We start from the raw sequence: 14617 nt of genomic DNA on the forward strand, positions 1-14617 counted from the left end.
TCGTAGCGGTGCACGGACCGGTGTTCGAAACCGGTGGAGATGCTGACGGAGCCGACACGGCGCCGTTAGGCTGCCGGAACTGCCGCTCTGTGGAGGTATGGATGACGCGTCGTGGCCCTCGTCCCGTTCGCACAGCCGCCGCACGGAAGATCTCCCTGCTCGCCGTCACCGCCGCCGTGGCGTCCCTCGCCGCCGCGGCCCCGCCGGCACCCTCCGGCGGGAGCGAGGCCCGTACGCCCGCCAAGTCGCCGGTCGCGGTGGGGCACGGCGGCGCCGTCTCCAGCGTGGACCCGGACGCGTCGGCAGCCGGTATCGAGGTGCTCGAGCACGGCGGCAACGCGGTGGACGCGGCCGTCGCCACCGCGGCGGCCCTGGGCGTCACCGAGCCGTACTCGGCGGGTGTCGGCGGCGGAGGCTACTTCGTCCACTACGACGCGAAGCACCGCACGGTCCGTACGATCGACGGCCGCGAAACCGCGCCGCGCAGCGCGGACGAGGACCTCTTCCTGGAGAACGGCAAGCCGGTACCGTTCGCCGAGGCCGTCACCAGCGGGTTGGGCGTCGGCACCCCCGGTACGCCCGCCACCTGGGAGGCGGCGCTGGACGCCTGGGGCAGCAAGTCCCTCGGCCAGGTGCTGAAGCCCGCCGAACGGCTCGCCCGTGACGGCTTCACCGTCGATGAGACCTTCCGGCAGCAGACCGCCGACAACGAGGCGCGGTTCCGGGACTTCCCGGCGAGCGCGGAGCTGTTCCTCCCGGGCGGCGCCCTGCCGGTGGTCGGCTCGGCCTTCACCAACCCGGATCTGGCGCGGACCTATGCCCGGCTGCGGAAGGAGGGTGCGGACTCCCTCTACAAGGGGGAGTTGGCCCGCGACATCGTCCGTACGGTGCGCAAACCGCCCGTGGCGCCCGGAGCGCGGCGCGTGGTGCGGCCGGGCGACCTGAAGGAGTCCGACCTGCGGGCGTACGCGACGAAGGCCCAGGCCCCCAGCCGGACGTCCTACCGGGGGCTGGACGTCCACGGCATGGCGCCCTCCTCCTCCGGAGGTACGACGGTCGCCGAGGCGCTCAACATCCTGGAGCGCACGGGTCTTTCCCGGCTGAGCGACCAGGCCTATCTGCACCGGTTCATCGAGGCGAGCCGGATCGCGTTCGCCGACCGGGGCCGGTGGGTCGGCGACCCGGCCTTCGAGGACGTTCCCACGTAGGGGCTGCTGTCGCAGCGGTTCGCCGATGCCCGGGAGTGCCTGATCAAGGACGACGCGGTGCTTACGAGCCCTGTCGCACCGGGCGACCCGCGGAAGCCCGGCCGCGGCTGCGACAGCGGAGGCAACGCCGCGCCGACGACGTACGAGGGTGAGAACACCACACATCTGACGGTGGCCGACAAGTGGGGCAATCTCGTCGCCTACACCCTCACCATCGAGCAGACCGGCGGCAGCGGCATCACCGTGCCGGGCCGGGGTTTCCTGCTCAACAACGAGCTGACCGACTTCTCCTTCGCCCCCGCGGACCCGGCCGTGCACGACCCGAACCTGCCCGGTCCGGGCAAGCGGCCGCGCTCCTCGATGTCCCCCACGATCGTGCTCGACGGCGGGAAGCCGGTGCTGGCCGTGGGCTCTCCGGGCGGCGCCACCATCATCACCACGGTGCTGCAGACCCTGACCGGCCATCTGGACCGGGGCCTGCCGCTGGTCGACGCGATCGCCGCCCCGCGTGCCAGCCAGCGCAACGCGGCCACCACCGAACTCGAGCCGGGCCTGTGGAACAGCCCGCTGAGGCCCCGGCTCGAAGCGCTCGGCCATGTGTTCAAACTGAACCCGGAAATCGGGGCCGCCACAGGAGTGCAGCGCCTGCCGGACGGCCGCTGGCTCGCCGCCGCGGAAAAGACCCGCAGAGGCGGGGGCGCCGCGATGGTGGTGGCCCCGCACGGGCGGCCGTAACGCGGCCCAGCAACCCCGCAGGGACAGCCGTAACCCCGCACGGGCGGCCGAAGCCCCGCGGGGACGGCCATCAGGGCGGGTCACGCAGGGTCCTCCGTAGGGGCGGCGCGCCGCCGAGCCGTCGTATACGACTCACCGTGCACCCATGGCGTCCGTCAACTGTGCGGCTTCTGAAAACTGCCCGTAGCACAGTCGTCACTCCCGCCTAACACGACGGGTGTCGAATGCCTTGCAGACCCCGGGGCTCCCCCGGCCCAGGGGAGAGGGGCGGGCAATGCTGGACGGGCAACTCCCCGAAGAAGTCGCGGAGTTCGCGGACTATCTGCAGACACTGCTGGAAGCGCTCGATCCGGAGTCGGGCTGGTACGGGGTCTTCGCCCAGCGCGATCCCGAGGGCATCCGGGCGTGTCTGGAGGGCCGTGAGGTGCTGCCCTGGGACGTCGTCGACGCCCTCCTCCAGGACGTGGCCGTACGTCACGGCCCCTCGGCCTCCGAAGGGGAGCGTCTCCGCGCCGAGCGGCTGCACCGGGCTTCGGTCGCGGCCCACGACCTCCGCGGCGGAGGCCGTGACGCGCTGCAGGACCGGCTCGATGTGATGCTCCGGGAACGGCAGTACGCGGCCGCGCGCGAACGGGAGTTGTCGGCGGCCCTGGCCTCCAGTGGCGGAGTACCACCGTCGGACTCCGAGGGCTTGGCCACGGATCTGGCCTGGGCCCGCGACGACCTCGAGCGGGCGACCGCCCGCTGCGAGGAGATCCGGGCCCGCCTCGCGGTACTGGACCGGGCGGAGCCGCCACCCGACGAGCGGCCGACCGCCGCGCCCGCCGCACCCTTGAGGGGAGCCCGGTTCGCGGGGCTCGACGACGTCGCCGAGGACCTCGCGCCCGCCGCCCCCGTGGTCCCCGAAGCACCCGCCCCCGCACCTGCCCCCGCTCCCGCCAAGCCGCGCGGTGCCCGCTTCGCCGGAGCGTACGACGCCGCGGAGGAGGAGCGGGCCCCGCGCGCCCCGCGGGCACCGAAGCGAGCGGCCCGCGCCGATGCCGCACCGCGAGCCGCCCGCGCCGATGCAGCACCGCGGAAGGCCGGCCCCGAAGCCGGTGCCGCGGCCCGGCGCGAGACGGTCGAGACCGTCGAACGGCTCGCCTCCCTCCGCGCCTCCGGCCGGAGCGGAGAGGCGTACATCGTGCTCTGCGAGGCCGCGGCGGGCCCGGCCGAGCGCTTGCCGCTGCTCCTCGCCGGGCTCGAAGGCGCCGGGCTCGCCGCCGATGTGGCGACCCTCCTGTGGGAGGCGGCCTGCCTGCCGCCGCCCGCTCTGGCCGCCACGGCCGCGGCGCTCACGGACGCGGGACGGACCGAGGACTGCGGCGTGCTGCTGCGCCAGGCCGTGGCCCGCCCGGCGCCCGAGGTCGCGGGCACCGTCCTCGCCCTCCACTCCACGAGCCGTGCCTCCGAGGCGGAGATCGTGCTCGCCGCGCTGCTGCGCACCCGTACGGCCGAGGAGGCGGCGCGGGTGGCGGAGAGTGACCCCGGGGCGCTCGTACCGCTGCTGCTGACCGCCGCCGACGCGGTGTCCCGGCACTGTCACCGGGGCCTGGCCCACGCCCTGCGGATGGCCGGCCTCCCCGGAGCGCCCGGTGTGGCCTGACCCGTCCCGCTGTGGCCCGTTGCGGTAGGAAACCCTGATCGACTGCGCCGCGTGACGGCGATGGTCTTGCCACGGTGCGTGACGGGGCTTACGTTCCATCTACGTTCTGCGTCTACGTGCGTAGAGGCTCTCCGACGTCAGCGGGGAGCGGGATTTCCCGCCCCGCACAGCGCAGTGAAGGAGCACCTCATGGCCCATGTCGTCCGCGCCGCACTGGTCCAGGCCTCCTGGACCGGCGATACCGAGTCCATGATCGAGAAGCATGAGGAGCATGCCCGGGAAGCCGCCCGCCAGGGCGCCGGAGTGATCGGCTTCCAAGAGGTCTTCAACGCCCCGTACTTCTGCCAGGTCCAGGACCCCGAGCACTACCGGTGGGCCGAGCCCGTGCCCGACGGCCCCACCATCCGCCGGATGCGGAACCTCGCACGCGAGACGGGCATGGTGCTCGTCGTCCCCGTCTTCGAGGTCGAGCAGTCCGGCTTCTACTACAACACCGCAGCCGTGATCGATGCCGACGGCACCGTCCTGGGCACCTATCGCAAACACCACATCCCGCAGGTCAAGGGCTTCTGGGAGAAGTACTACTTCAAACCGGGGAATCTGGGCTGGCCCGTCTTCGACACCGCCGTCGGCAAGGTCGGCGTCTACATCTGCTACGACCGTCACTTTCCCGAGGGCTGGCGGCAGCTGGGCCTGAACGGGGCGCAGCTCGTCTACAACCCGTCCGCCACCTCCCGCGGCCTGTCCGCCTACCTGTGGCAGCTGGAGCAGCCCGCCGCGGCCGTGGCCAACGAGTACTTCATCGCCGCGATCAACCGTGTCGGGCAGGAGGAGTACGGCGACAACGACTTCTACGGCACCAGCTACTTCGTCGACCCGCGGGGCCGGTTCGTCGGCGAGGTCGCCAGCGACAAGGCGGAGGAACTCGTCGTCCGGGACCTGGACTTCGACCTGATCGACGAGGTCCGCCAACAGTGGGCGTTCTACCGCGACCGGCGCCCCGACGCCTACGAAGGCCTGGTGCAGCCATGACCTCCCTGCCCCCGTCCTCCTCCCACCAGGCGCTGCTGGGCCACCACCGGTCCGTGATGCCCGACTGGCTCGCCCTCTACTACCGCGATCCCCTGGAGCTCACCCATGGCGAGGGCCGCCACGTGTGGGACGCCGAGGGCAACCGCTATCTCGACTTCTTCGGCGGCATCCTCACCACCATGACCGCCCACGCCCTGCCCGAGGTCACCAAGGCCGTCACCGAGCAGGCCGGGCGCATCATCCACACCTCCACGCTCTACCTCAACCGCCCCATGGTGGAGCTGGCCGAGCGCATCGCCGCTCTCTCCGGCATCCCGGACGCACGGGTCTTCTTCACCACCTCCGGCACCGAGGCGAACGACGCCGCGCTGCTGCTCGCCACCACCTTCCGGCGGTCGAACCAGATTCTGGCGATGCGCAACAGCTACCACGGCCGCTCCTTCTCCACCGTGGGCATCACCGGCAACGCCGCCTGGTCGCCCACCGGCCTGTCCCCGCTCCAGACGCTCTATCTGCACGGCGGCATCCGCACGCGCGGCCCGTTCGCCCAGCTGTCCGACGCGCAGTTCGTCGAGGCCTGCGTCGCCGACCTGGAGGACATGCTCGGCCAGACCCAGCACCGCTCGGTCGCGGCGCTGATCGCCGAACCGGTCCAGGGTGTCGGAGGGTTCACCGCCCCGCCCGACGGACTGTTCGCCGCCTTCCGCGAGGTGCTCCAGCAGCACGGCATCCTCTGGATCTCGGACGAGGTGCAGACCGGATGGGGCAGGACCGGCGAACACTTCTGGGGCTGGCAGGCCCACGGCCGGAACGGGCCGCCGGACATGCTCACCTTCGCCAAGGGCATCGGCAACGGCATGTCCATCGGCGGCGTCGTCGCCCGCGCCGAGGTGATGAACTGCCTCGACGCCAACTCCATCTCCACCTTCGGCGGCAGCCCGGTCACCATGGCCGCGGGCCTGGCCAACCTCGCCTATCTGCTGGAACACGACCTCCAGCGCAACGCCCGGCGCGTCGGGGGACTGCTGATCGAACGGCTGCGAGCCGTCGCCGCCGGGCTCCCGGTCGTCCGGGAGGTGCGCGGCCGCGGCCTGATGATCGGTATCGAGCTGATCGACGCCGACGGCTCCCCCTCGCCGCACGCCGCGACCCTCGCCCTCGAATACGCCCGGGAGAACGGGCTGCTCATCGGCAAGGGAGGCCGCGAGGGCAACGCCCTGCGCATCGCCCCGCCGCTCAGCCTGAGCATCGCCGAGGCCGAGGAAGGCGCGGAGATGCTCGGAGCGGCCCTCCAGCGCGTGCAGTCCGAGACGGAGGGGGAGCTTCTGCCCTGACCCCGCGGGCCGGCCCGGCCCGCCCCCCTCAGGCGTCCTGGGCGGCCTCGAAGGCCTCCACCGCGTCCCGCCACGCCTGCGGGACGGGGATGGAGTGCTCGTCGACGGCGTTGTAGGCGATCATGGCGGAGGTCCCGGTCGCCGCCAGGGCACCGTCGCCCTCACGCCACACCGCGTACTCGAAGTCGAACGACTTGCCGCCGAGCCGGGAGATCCGGATGCCCACGCAGACCGGATCGCGGAAGCGGAGCGGCTGGAAGTACTCGAACGCGATCCGGCCCACCACGAACCCGCGGGGGCCGTCGACCTCTTCCTTGAGGACATCGATCTGGTACGTGGCACGGGCGCTCTCCGCCCACCGCAGATACGCCACGCTGTTGACGTGTCCGAGCATGTCCACGGCGTGGAAGGGCACATCGAAGCGCGTCACGCAGCGGAAGCGCGACAGGTCGTGGTTGGTCGACTCCGGCACCGGGTCAGTCCTCCGTGTCATCCGTGGTGTCCCCGCCGCGGCCGGCCGTCGCTCCCACGGCGATGGTCTCGGCCACCTGGGCTTTGCGCACGGTCAGTTCACGCTGTTCGCGCTCCGCCGTCCGCGCGATATTCTCGTCCCTGGCCATCAGCGCGTCCAGGTCGTACGTCGCGTACTCGACCAGCCCAAGCTGCTCGTAGGCAGCCGCCACCTGCTCGCTCCACAGGCCGATGTCGCGCAGCGCCGGTACCACCCGGCTGAACAGCAGACTGCGGAACGCCCTCATCGACGGTGAGCTCTCGACCGTGGCCACACAGTCCGCCCGGTCGAGCCCCAGGGCCTCCCACATCTCGTCGCCGCGGAACCTCCGGAACAGCAGCCGGGACCCCTCGATGACGAACTCCTGCCGGTCCTTCAGCTCGGCGCTGGACAACTCCCCGTAGAGCCTGCGCAACGACAGCCGTCCGAAGGCGACATGGCGGGCCTCGTCCTGCATCACATACGCCAGAAGGGCGTGCGGCAGCGGAGCCGTACCGCCGGCCGTCGCATCGCGCAGCAGCCCGAACGCGGCAAGCGCCAAGCCCTCGATGAGCACCTGCATGCCCAGATACGGCATGTCCCACCGGGAGTCGGCGAGCGTCTGCTCCAGCAGTTCACGCAGGGCGGGATTGATCGGATAGAGGAGTCCGAGCTTGTCGTTGACGAACCGGGAGTACGCCTCCATGTGCCGCGCCTCGTCGACCACCTGGGTGCTGGCGTAGAACTTCGACTCCAGATCCGGCACCGTCTCCACGATCCGCGAGGCGCACACCAGAGCACCCTGCTCACCGTGGAGGAACTGGCTGAACTGCCAGGCCGTGGTGTGCAGAAAGAGATCGGAGACAAAACGCCGGTCGTGGCCGAACCGCTCCCAGGTGCGGGAACCGTATATCGGCAGCAGCTTCTCCGGCTGACCCAGCGGATTGCCGCGGTCGACCTCCAACTCCCAGGGGATGCGGCTCGCCGCATCCCACTGCCGCTCCTTGCCCCGCTGGTAGAGCGCCATCAAACGCTCGTCGCTGACGTCGTATTCCCAGGTCATCCGGGCTTCTCCGGTGGCCGGCACCTGAAGGGTCGGCGCTTCGGCGTCCGTCAGCTCCACCGTGTGCATATCCATCGTCATCCTCGGCTTCCGGTCTGTGTCGCCAGCGTGCTGTGCAGCGCCTCGAGGTACGGGGCCGGGTGCTCCCGGAAGCAGAAATGGCCCCCGGGCACGGGCCGCAGGGAGAACTCCGCCGTGGTCCACCGCTGCCATCCGCCCATCGTCTCGCCGGGGCGGAAGGGGTCGTCGGTGCCGTACAGGCCGAGCACCGGTACGTCGACCACGGGTGGTTCGCCCGGTGACTCTCCCTCCAGCAGCGCCAGATCCAGACGGCCCGCTGCCATGACAGCGGCAGGCTCGGTGGCGGCCGGCCCCGCGGGGAGGGTCTTCCGCAGCGCCCGGGCAGCCGCGGCCAGCAGAGCGTCGGTACTGCCGTCCAGCTGCCCGAGCAGATGCGGTGGCGGGCAGCAGGAGACCACCAGCCGGGCGGGGGATTCCGGCTCCGTCGCGGCCAGCTCCGCCACCAGCCGGTGAGCGAGCAGCGCACCGAAGCTGTGCCCGAGCACGCCGTAGCGGCGTACCGGCTCCGACCCCAGAGAGAGCCGGACCTGCGCGGCGAGGGCGGCCACCGCCGCCGGGACGGTGGTGGCCGGGGGCTCACGGCGCAGCTGTCCCCGGCCCGGCAGATCCAGCCCCACCAGCCGCAGGCCGGGCCCGGCCGAGCGGTGGAGCCGGGCATAGGCCAGCCCGGTGCCGCCGGCGTACGGTACGCAGAAGAGCGTGGTCATGCGGGCCGGGCGGGCAATTCGCGGGCCAGCAGCTCGGCCAGCCCCAGCAGGGTCGGCTGGTCCGCGAGGGTCTCGGCGCTCAGATGGACCCCGATGTCCCCGGCGATGCGGTCGCCGATCTCCAGGGCGAGCAGGGAGTCCACGCCCAATTCGCCGATGGGCCGGTCGTCGGGCACCGGTTCGGTGGCGTCGAGCTCCAGGCCCTCACGGATCAGGGCGATGAGATAGTCCAGGGCGGCTCGTCGGACCGCGTCCGGGTCCAGGGCCAGCGCCTCTTCCTGAAGGGTCGTCAACAATGCGGCAGCAGTCACATCAACCTCCGTCGATCCAGTAACGGCGCTTCTCGAAGGGATAGGAGGGGAGCCGGACCCGGTGCGTGGGCTCCCCGTTGATCGCGCGCAGCCGCAGATCGCCACCGAGGACGTGGTGAACGCAGGCAGCGGTGAACAGCGATTCGAGGTCCACCAGGTCCAGAGGGACGGAGGGTTGGGTGCCGGGAGCGGAGGGGAAGTGGGCGCGCGTGATCTGTTGACGGCCGGCGGGCCCCGGGGTGGTCTCCTCCTCCCCGGGCCGGTCCTCGACGCGGATCGGCACGCCCCAGCCGCGGAGCGTCGCGGCCACGGCGCGGACGCTCGGCGCCTGCCCAGCGCGGGGCCTGGAGTCGGTGTGGGTGGTGAGGGTCACGCGGGGGTCGGGGGCCGGGATCGCGGCGGTGGGCGGGGGCGGGTCGGTGAGCCACTTCTCGAGCTTTCCGAGCAGCTCGGGCAGGGACGCGGCATGGAAGGCGGCGCGACGCGGGAATCCGGTGCGGTGTTCGCTCAACGTACCGGCCACCGCCGTCAGGTCCCATGCCGCCGGGTCCGGTGCCGCCCGGTCCGGCCCGCAGCCGCTCAGGGCCTCGGCGAGCCGGGCGACCGCCTCCCGCAACGCCTCGTCCGTCCGGGCGGATACGGGGACGATCACCCGTCGGCCGGGCCGCTCCGGCGACCGTTCCCGCGGTGGGGCCTCCTCCAGGACGACATGGACATTGGTGCCGCTGAATCCGAAGGAACTGACGCCCGCGGCGCGTGCGGTGCCGCCCCGCGGCCAGTCCAGCGGCTCGCTCGCCACGGCCAGCCGGCTGCCGGCCCAGTCCGCCTTCGCGGTGGGTCCGGCCGTCAGCGGCAGGGGCGGGAACTCGGCGTGTTCCAGCGCGAGCACGGTCTTGATCAGCCCCGCGATACCGGCCGCGGCCTCCAGATGACCGATGGACGCCTTGACCGACCCGATCCGCAGCACCTCTCCCTCCGGCCGCGCGTCCCCGTACACCGCACCCGCCGCCGCCAGTTCGATGGCGTCGCCGAGCGGGGTCGCGGAGCCGTGTGCCTCCAGATAGCCGATACGGGACGGGTGCAGCCCGGCGTCGCGCAGCGCGTCGGTGATGACCTCGCGCTGGGCGAGGCCCGAGGGAGCGGTGATCCCGTTGCCGGGACCGTTGTGGTTCAGGGCGCTGCCCCGGATGACGGCGCGGACCGGCAGTCCCTGGCGCCGCGCGTCGGACAGCCGGACGAGTACGGCCACCCCGCAGCCTTCGCCGCGTACGTAACCGTCGGCCGAGCCGTCGAAGGGCCGGCACCTGCCGCTGGGGGAGAGCACCCCGAGCCGTTCCAGCGCCTCGGTCGGCCGGCTGTCGAGCACCAGGTTCACCCCGCCGACGGCGGCCCGCTCGCACTCGCCGCGGCGCAGCGCCTGGACCGCGAGGTGGACGGCGGTGAGCGAGGACGAGCAGGCGGTGTCGAAGGCCACGCTGGGGCCGCGGAAGCCCAGATGGTACGAGACGCGTCCGGCGGCCGCCGCCGGGCTCGCCCCGACACCGGTGAACCGGGAGAGTCTGCCCTGTTCGGCGACGCGTGCGTAGTCCGCCGAGGAGATCCCCACATAGACCCCGGTGCGGGAGCCGCGCAGGGACCGCGGGGCGAACCCGGAATCCTCCAGCGCGGCCCATGTCGCCTCCAGCAGCAGACGGTGCTGTGGGTCCATGGCGCGGGCCTCGGGTGCGCTCACCTCGAACAGCGGGGCGTCGAAGCACTCGACGCCGTCGAGCGCGCCGAGCCGCAGGGAGGGCCACTCGCCGTCCCGCAGGCCGAGCAACTCGCGTCGTTCCGGGGGGAGTTCGCCGGTGGCGTTCCGGCCGCCGCGCACCAGCTCCCAGAACGCGTCCGCGTGGTGGGCCCCGCCGGGGAACCGGCACGCGACGCCGACGACAGCGATGGGCTCGGCCGGATCCGCGACCCGTCCGTGCCCCTTCGCCACCGGTCCGGGCACCTCCTCCGTCGCCCTCCCCTCCGCGACCGCCGCGCGGCGTCGCAGCTCCGTCGCGAGGCCGTTGACGGTGGGCTGGTCGAAGAGCAGGCCGGCCGGGACCTCCTGGGCGAGCCGGTCCTGTACGAGGGCGGCGACCTCGACCGTGCCGAGGGAGTCCAGCCCGAGTTCCGTCCAGGGAAGATCGCGGTCGACCGTGTCGGCGGGCACCGTGAGGACGGCCGCCACCGCCTCCGCCACGGTGTCCGGCACCGACGGCTGCGGACGCACACCGGCGGACTCCCCGGACTCCCCGGACTCCACGGGCTCCAGGGGGTCCACGGATTCCACGGGCTCCACCGGCCCCGGCCCCGGCGCCGTGCGGGTCTGCCCGCCGGCGCCGAAGTCCGTCCGGTGCAGTTCCTTCAGCGCCGCTCTGCGCAGCACATCGCGGCACAGTGAGCGGCGCACCTTGCCGCTGCTGGTCTTGGGCACCGCGCCCGGGGGCACGATCACGGCGAGGCGGAGGCTCACACCGCAAGCGGCGGACACGGCGGCGCGCACCTGCCGTGCCGTGTCGGCGAGTTGCTCCTCCGAGAGGTCGGGGCGGCGTGCTTCGGCCACCACCGTCACTTCCTCGCCGTGGACTCCCTCCCGGGCGAAGGCGGCAGCGCAGCCGGGCCGCAGCAGGGGCGCGGCACGCCACGCCGCCGCCTCCACCGCCGCCGGTGCGACGTTGCGGCCGCGGACGATGATCAGGTCCTTGATCCGGCCGATCACCACCAGCTGCCCGTCGTGCAGATAGCCCAGGTCGCCCGTGCGGAGGTAGGGGCCGCTGCCGTCGGCGAGCCGGGCGCCGAACACCTCCTGGCTCTCCTCGGGCCGCCCCCAGTACCCGGCGGCCACGCTGGGCCCGCGCAGCCAGATCTCCCCCTCCTCGCCGTCGGCGGCCACGCGCCGCTCGGCCGGATCCACGATGCGGACGTCGTGGCCGCGCGGCTCCCCGCTCGCCACCTCCTGCCGGCCGGGGACGACCAGCGGCTCCCGGCGGGCGGGTGTCCCGGCAGCCATCAGGGTGCATTCGGCCATGCCGTAACAGGCGAGGAAGGCCTTCCGGCGGAACCCCGCCGGGCCGAAGGTCCCGGTGAACGCGTCCAGGGTCTGCGGGCGCAGCATCTCGGCCCCGTTGAACGCCACCTGCCAGGCGCTCAGATCCAGGCCCTCGAGATCCTCGGACCGCGCCTTGCGGGCGCACAGCGCATAGGCGAAGTCCGGCCCGCCGCTCGTGGTCGCCCCCGTCCGGGACACCAGGCGCAGCCAGGACAGCGGATCCCGGAGGAAGGCGAGCGGCGAGCTGAGGTGTACGGGGAAGCCGCGGTACAGCGGGGTGAGGATGCCGCCGATGAGACCCATGTCGTGGTACGGCGGCAGCCAGATGACCCCGGTCGATTCGGCGGTGTGGCCGAACGCGGAGTCGATCACCTCCAGGTTGGCCAGCAGATTGCCGTGGCGGACGACCACGCCCTTCGGATGCCCGGTGCTGCCGGAGGTGTACTGCAGGAAGGCGGTGGACTCCGCCTGCGGGCGGGCGAGCCGGTCCTCGGCCGCGGGGTCGGTGAGCCGGTCGGTGGCGATCACCCGTAGCCCGGTGGCCCCGGCCGCGGCCAGCGCGTCGGTGACCCACTGCGCCAGGTCGGCCGTGGTGCACACCAGCTCGGCTCCGCAGTCGCGGATGGTGGCGGTCAAGGACGCCCACTGGTCCGGCCCCTGGGGCGGGTAGGCGGGCACCGGCAGCACGCCCGCATACAGGCATCCGAAGAACGCGGCGATGTAGTCGGCCGACGGCGGCGGGTAGAGCAGTACGGCACGGCGGCCGGCCGGCCGGCCGCCGTCGAGCAGTCCTGCCGCCACACAGCGGGCGCGGGTGTCCAGCTCCCCATAGGTGAGGTGCTGTTCCTCCTCGCCGTGCTCGGTCGGATGGTGCAGGACGTAGCCGGTCCGGCCGGGAGTGCTCGCGGCCCGTATCCGGGCCATGTCCACCAGACTGGACACAGGTGTGCGGCGGTCGGCGGCATGGTCGGGGATGCTCCAGCCCGATCCGCTCACGCGCCCTCCCCGAGGGCCGTACGGACGGGAGTGCCCGATTCCCGCAGCTTCTCGGGGTGGAAGGGCGACCAGTAGAACTGGCTCCAGTAGCTCTCCGCGATGTGCACCCAGGTCCACAACTGGTCCGTGGACTCCAGGAAGTGGTGCGGGCTGACCATCAGCCAGCTGAACACGGCCTGGCTGTCCCGGCAGGAGTCGCAGTGCCCGCTGGTGCAGCAGAAGTGGACGGTCTCCAGATCCGCGGCCCAGGTGTTGAACTTGGGGAGCACGGGATTGCCGTTGCTGATACGGGAGGCGTGGACGGGGTTGCCGGAACTGATGCTCGGGCACACCTCGTACCCGAAGTCCGCCCAGTGGCTGCGGCCGGTGATCATGACCTCGATGGAGTACGGGTGGCTGATCACCGTCTCGGGGTACTTCGCCTGCACCCGCAGCGCCTCGGCGAGCAGTTCACGGGTGCGTGCGACATACAGGGGGTCGTTGGAGTCGTAGCTGCTGTAGAAGTTGAAGTGCAGTCGGTTGCCGTTGTCGCGGATGCGGCGGACGGTCTCCTCGATGTACTCGATGCCGTCCTCGGACAGCGCGTAGATGAAGCCCGCCCGCGGATCGTCACGGTAGTTCTCCAGCGCCGTGTCGAACAGGTCGGTGAAGCGGCGGCCGTTGGGGCGGATGGCCCGCAGCTCGTCGTCGAGCGGCCCGCCGCCGAAGAGGGAGATGGCGACCGTGATGTCCTCGAAGCCGGAACGGGGCAGTGGCTTCAGACCGTTGGTGGAGATCGTCACATACGGCATGGCCTCGCGGTAGACGGCTATCCGGTCGGCAAAGAGGGTCGGTTCGCCGCCGATGAGCAGGGCCGCGTTGACGCCGCGGGCCACCTCGGCGGAGACGAAGCTCCTCAGGTCGGCGACGCTGGTGTTCTCCTTCGCCGACTTCTGGAACTCGTAGGTGAAGAACCAGCAGCCCTTGCAGCGGATGTTGCAGGCGTTGGTCAGGTGGTACTCGGAGACCCGGATTCCGGCGGCGTAGCGGCGTACGGCGTCGAAGCGTTCCCGGAGCTCGGGGTCGGCGGCGAGGAGCTCCCGCATGCGCCGCCCCCAGCCGGTCAGGCCGGGGGCCGCCGCGGAGCGGGTGGGGGACGGAGCGATGGTGACGTCCTGCTTCATACGTGTGAGGTGCCTTCCGGCTGGGCGGGCGCGGGCGGAGCGGGCGTCGCGGGGACGGTCAGCCCCATACGGGCGAGTTCGGGGACGATCCGGGCCACGAAGGCGCTCCGGGCCTCGGCGTTGCTGCGCTGCCGCAGGCCCCACCGCACGTACAGGGGCGAGCGGCGGGAGTCGTCCCTGCCGAACAGGCTGAGGATGAAGGGCCACATCTTGTTCAGCGTGGCCTGCACCTCCTCGTGCCCGCCCTCCTTGCGCATGATCTCGCGTACGATCCGGCGGCCGTGGCCGACGTGGACGTGCTCGTCGCGAATGACCTTGTCGAAGGAGTCGGCCCACGGCCGGTAGCTGCTCTGCGCCATCTCCTTGATGTGGTCCAGCACCGCGTCCTCGCCGATGAAGGAGAACAGGGCGCGCTGCGTCCACGTCTTGATGTTGTGGATGGCGGGGGAGGCGTACAGCCCGCGGTCCAGCAGCTTCTGGTCGAGCATGTGATCGGTGTTGATCCCCAGCCCCTCGAGGACCGCGGCGCCGATCATGTAGTGGTCGACCTCCTCGGCCGCACGCTCACAGCACACCTTGCGCTCGTAGGCGCTGGGCGCGATGGGAAAGAAGATCTGCAGGTAGTCGTCCGCACCGGACAGTTCACCCTCGGTGTGGACCATCATCTGGTGGATGGCCAGCTCCCGGTACTCCTCGGGCATCCGGTGGAATTCCTCGGGGGTCTCCACCACGGGTACGGGCTCGGCAGTCGTCTGCGACATGTGCGTCGTCTC

The 14617-nt window shown here is 72.0% G+C and carries 10 protein-coding genes and 1 pseudogene; 4 read left to right on the plus strand and 7 right to left on the minus strand.

The window, feature by feature from the left end; genetic code table 11:
* Positions 1 to 101: 101 nt before the first annotated feature.
* From ggt to ACTWQE_RS09455, 4 genes and pseudogenes are all read left to right on the plus strand, one after another.
* Positions 102 to 1943, plus strand: a pseudogene (gene ggt / locus ACTWQE_RS09440) (gamma-glutamyltransferase).
* Positions 1944 to 2217: 274 nt separating this feature from the next.
* Positions 2218 to 3588 carry a hypothetical protein gene (locus tag ACTWQE_RS09445; RefSeq protein ID WP_443328393.1) on the plus strand — a complete coding sequence of 457 codons (1371 nt, stop codon included), beginning with the start codon at positions 2218 to 2220 and terminating at the stop codon, positions 3586 to 3588.
* Between the two features lie 189 nt (positions 3589 to 3777).
* The gene (locus tag ACTWQE_RS09450) at positions 3778 to 4620 is read left to right on the plus strand and encodes a nitrilase-related carbon-nitrogen hydrolase (protein WP_443328394.1); all 843 of its coding nucleotides are present in this window, start codon (positions 3778 to 3780) and stop codon (positions 4618 to 4620) included.
* On the plus strand, positions 4617 to 5954 hold the full coding sequence (locus ACTWQE_RS09455; RefSeq protein ID WP_443328395.1) for an aspartate aminotransferase family protein: 1338 nt from the start codon (positions 4617 to 4619) through the stop codon (positions 5952 to 5954). The genes ACTWQE_RS09450 and ACTWQE_RS09455 overlap by 4 nt, the downstream gene beginning before the upstream one ends.
* Positions 5955 to 5982: 28 nt before the next feature.
* On the opposite strand, the gene ACTWQE_RS09460 is transcribed toward ACTWQE_RS09455, so the two are convergent.
* Genes ACTWQE_RS09460 through ACTWQE_RS09490 form a run of 7 tightly spaced genes read right to left on the minus strand, consistent with a single transcriptional unit; the run spans position 5983 to position 14605 of the window.
* Positions 5983 to 6447, minus strand: a complete 465-nt coding sequence (locus ACTWQE_RS09460) for an acyl-CoA thioesterase (protein WP_443328396.1) — start codon at positions 6445 to 6447, stop codon at positions 5983 to 5985.
* On the minus strand, positions 6431 to 7582 hold the full coding sequence (locus ACTWQE_RS09465) for a ferritin-like domain-containing protein (RefSeq protein ID WP_443328397.1): 1152 nt from the start codon (positions 7580 to 7582) through the stop codon (positions 6431 to 6433). Before ACTWQE_RS09465 ends, ACTWQE_RS09460 begins: the two co-directional genes overlap by 17 nt.
* Before the next feature lie 2 nt (positions 7583 to 7584).
* Complete coding sequence (locus ACTWQE_RS09470; protein ID WP_443328398.1) at positions 7585 to 8295, minus strand: thioesterase II family protein; 711 nt, start codon at positions 8293 to 8295, stop codon at positions 7585 to 7587.
* Positions 8292 to 8606, minus strand: coding sequence for an acyl carrier protein (locus ACTWQE_RS09475; protein ID WP_443328399.1), 315 nt, complete (start codon positions 8604 to 8606; stop codon positions 8292 to 8294). The genes ACTWQE_RS09470 and ACTWQE_RS09475 overlap by 4 nt, the downstream gene beginning before the upstream one ends.
* A gap of 1 nt (position 8607) precedes the next feature.
* Positions 8608 to 12681 carry a beta-ketoacyl synthase N-terminal-like domain-containing protein gene (locus ACTWQE_RS09480; RefSeq protein ID WP_443328400.1) on the minus strand — a complete coding sequence of 1358 codons (4074 nt, stop codon included), beginning with the start codon at positions 12679 to 12681 and terminating at the stop codon, positions 8608 to 8610.
* Complete coding sequence (locus ACTWQE_RS09485) at positions 12678 to 13844, minus strand: radical SAM protein (RefSeq protein WP_443328401.1); 1167 nt, start codon at positions 13842 to 13844, stop codon at positions 12678 to 12680. The genes ACTWQE_RS09480 and ACTWQE_RS09485 overlap by 4 nt, the downstream gene beginning before the upstream one ends.
* Positions 13841 to 14605: a Phenylacetic acid catabolic protein gene (locus ACTWQE_RS09490; protein WP_443328402.1), complete on the minus strand. Its 765-nt coding sequence runs from the start codon at positions 14603 to 14605 to the stop codon at positions 13841 to 13843. The genes ACTWQE_RS09485 and ACTWQE_RS09490 overlap by 4 nt, the downstream gene beginning before the upstream one ends.
* Positions 14606 to 14617: the final 12 nt, after the last annotated feature.

This window comes from Streptomyces sp. 8N706, from assembly GCF_052245415.1.
Taxonomy (GTDB): Bacteria; Actinomycetota; Actinomycetes; order Streptomycetales; family Streptomycetaceae; genus Streptomyces.

Coding starts and splice junctions, on each gene's coding strand:
- ACTWQE_RS09445 (WP_443328393.1), top strand. CDS start 2,218: ATGCTGGACGGGCAACTCCCCGAAGAAGTCGCGGAGTTCGCGGACTAT.
- ACTWQE_RS09460 (WP_443328396.1), bottom strand. CDS start 6,447: ATGACACGGAGGACTGACCCGGTGCCGGAGTCGACCAACCACGACCTG.
- ACTWQE_RS09450 (WP_443328394.1), top strand. CDS start 3,778: ATGGCCCATGTCGTCCGCGCCGCACTGGTCCAGGCCTCCTGGACCGGC.
- ACTWQE_RS09485 (WP_443328401.1), bottom strand. CDS start 13,844: ATGAAGCAGGACGTCACCATCGCTCCGTCCCCCACCCGCTCCGCGGCG.
- ACTWQE_RS09490 (WP_443328402.1), bottom strand. CDS start 14,605: ATGTCGCAGACGACTGCCGAGCCCGTACCCGTGGTGGAGACCCCCGAG.
- ACTWQE_RS09465 (WP_443328397.1), bottom strand. CDS start 7,582: ATGGATATGCACACGGTGGAGCTGACGGACGCCGAAGCGCCGACCCTT.
- ACTWQE_RS09455 (WP_443328395.1), top strand. CDS start 4,617: ATGACCTCCCTGCCCCCGTCCTCCTCCCACCAGGCGCTGCTGGGCCAC.
- ACTWQE_RS09470 (WP_443328398.1), bottom strand. CDS start 8,295: ATGACCACGCTCTTCTGCGTACCGTACGCCGGCGGCACCGGGCTGGCC.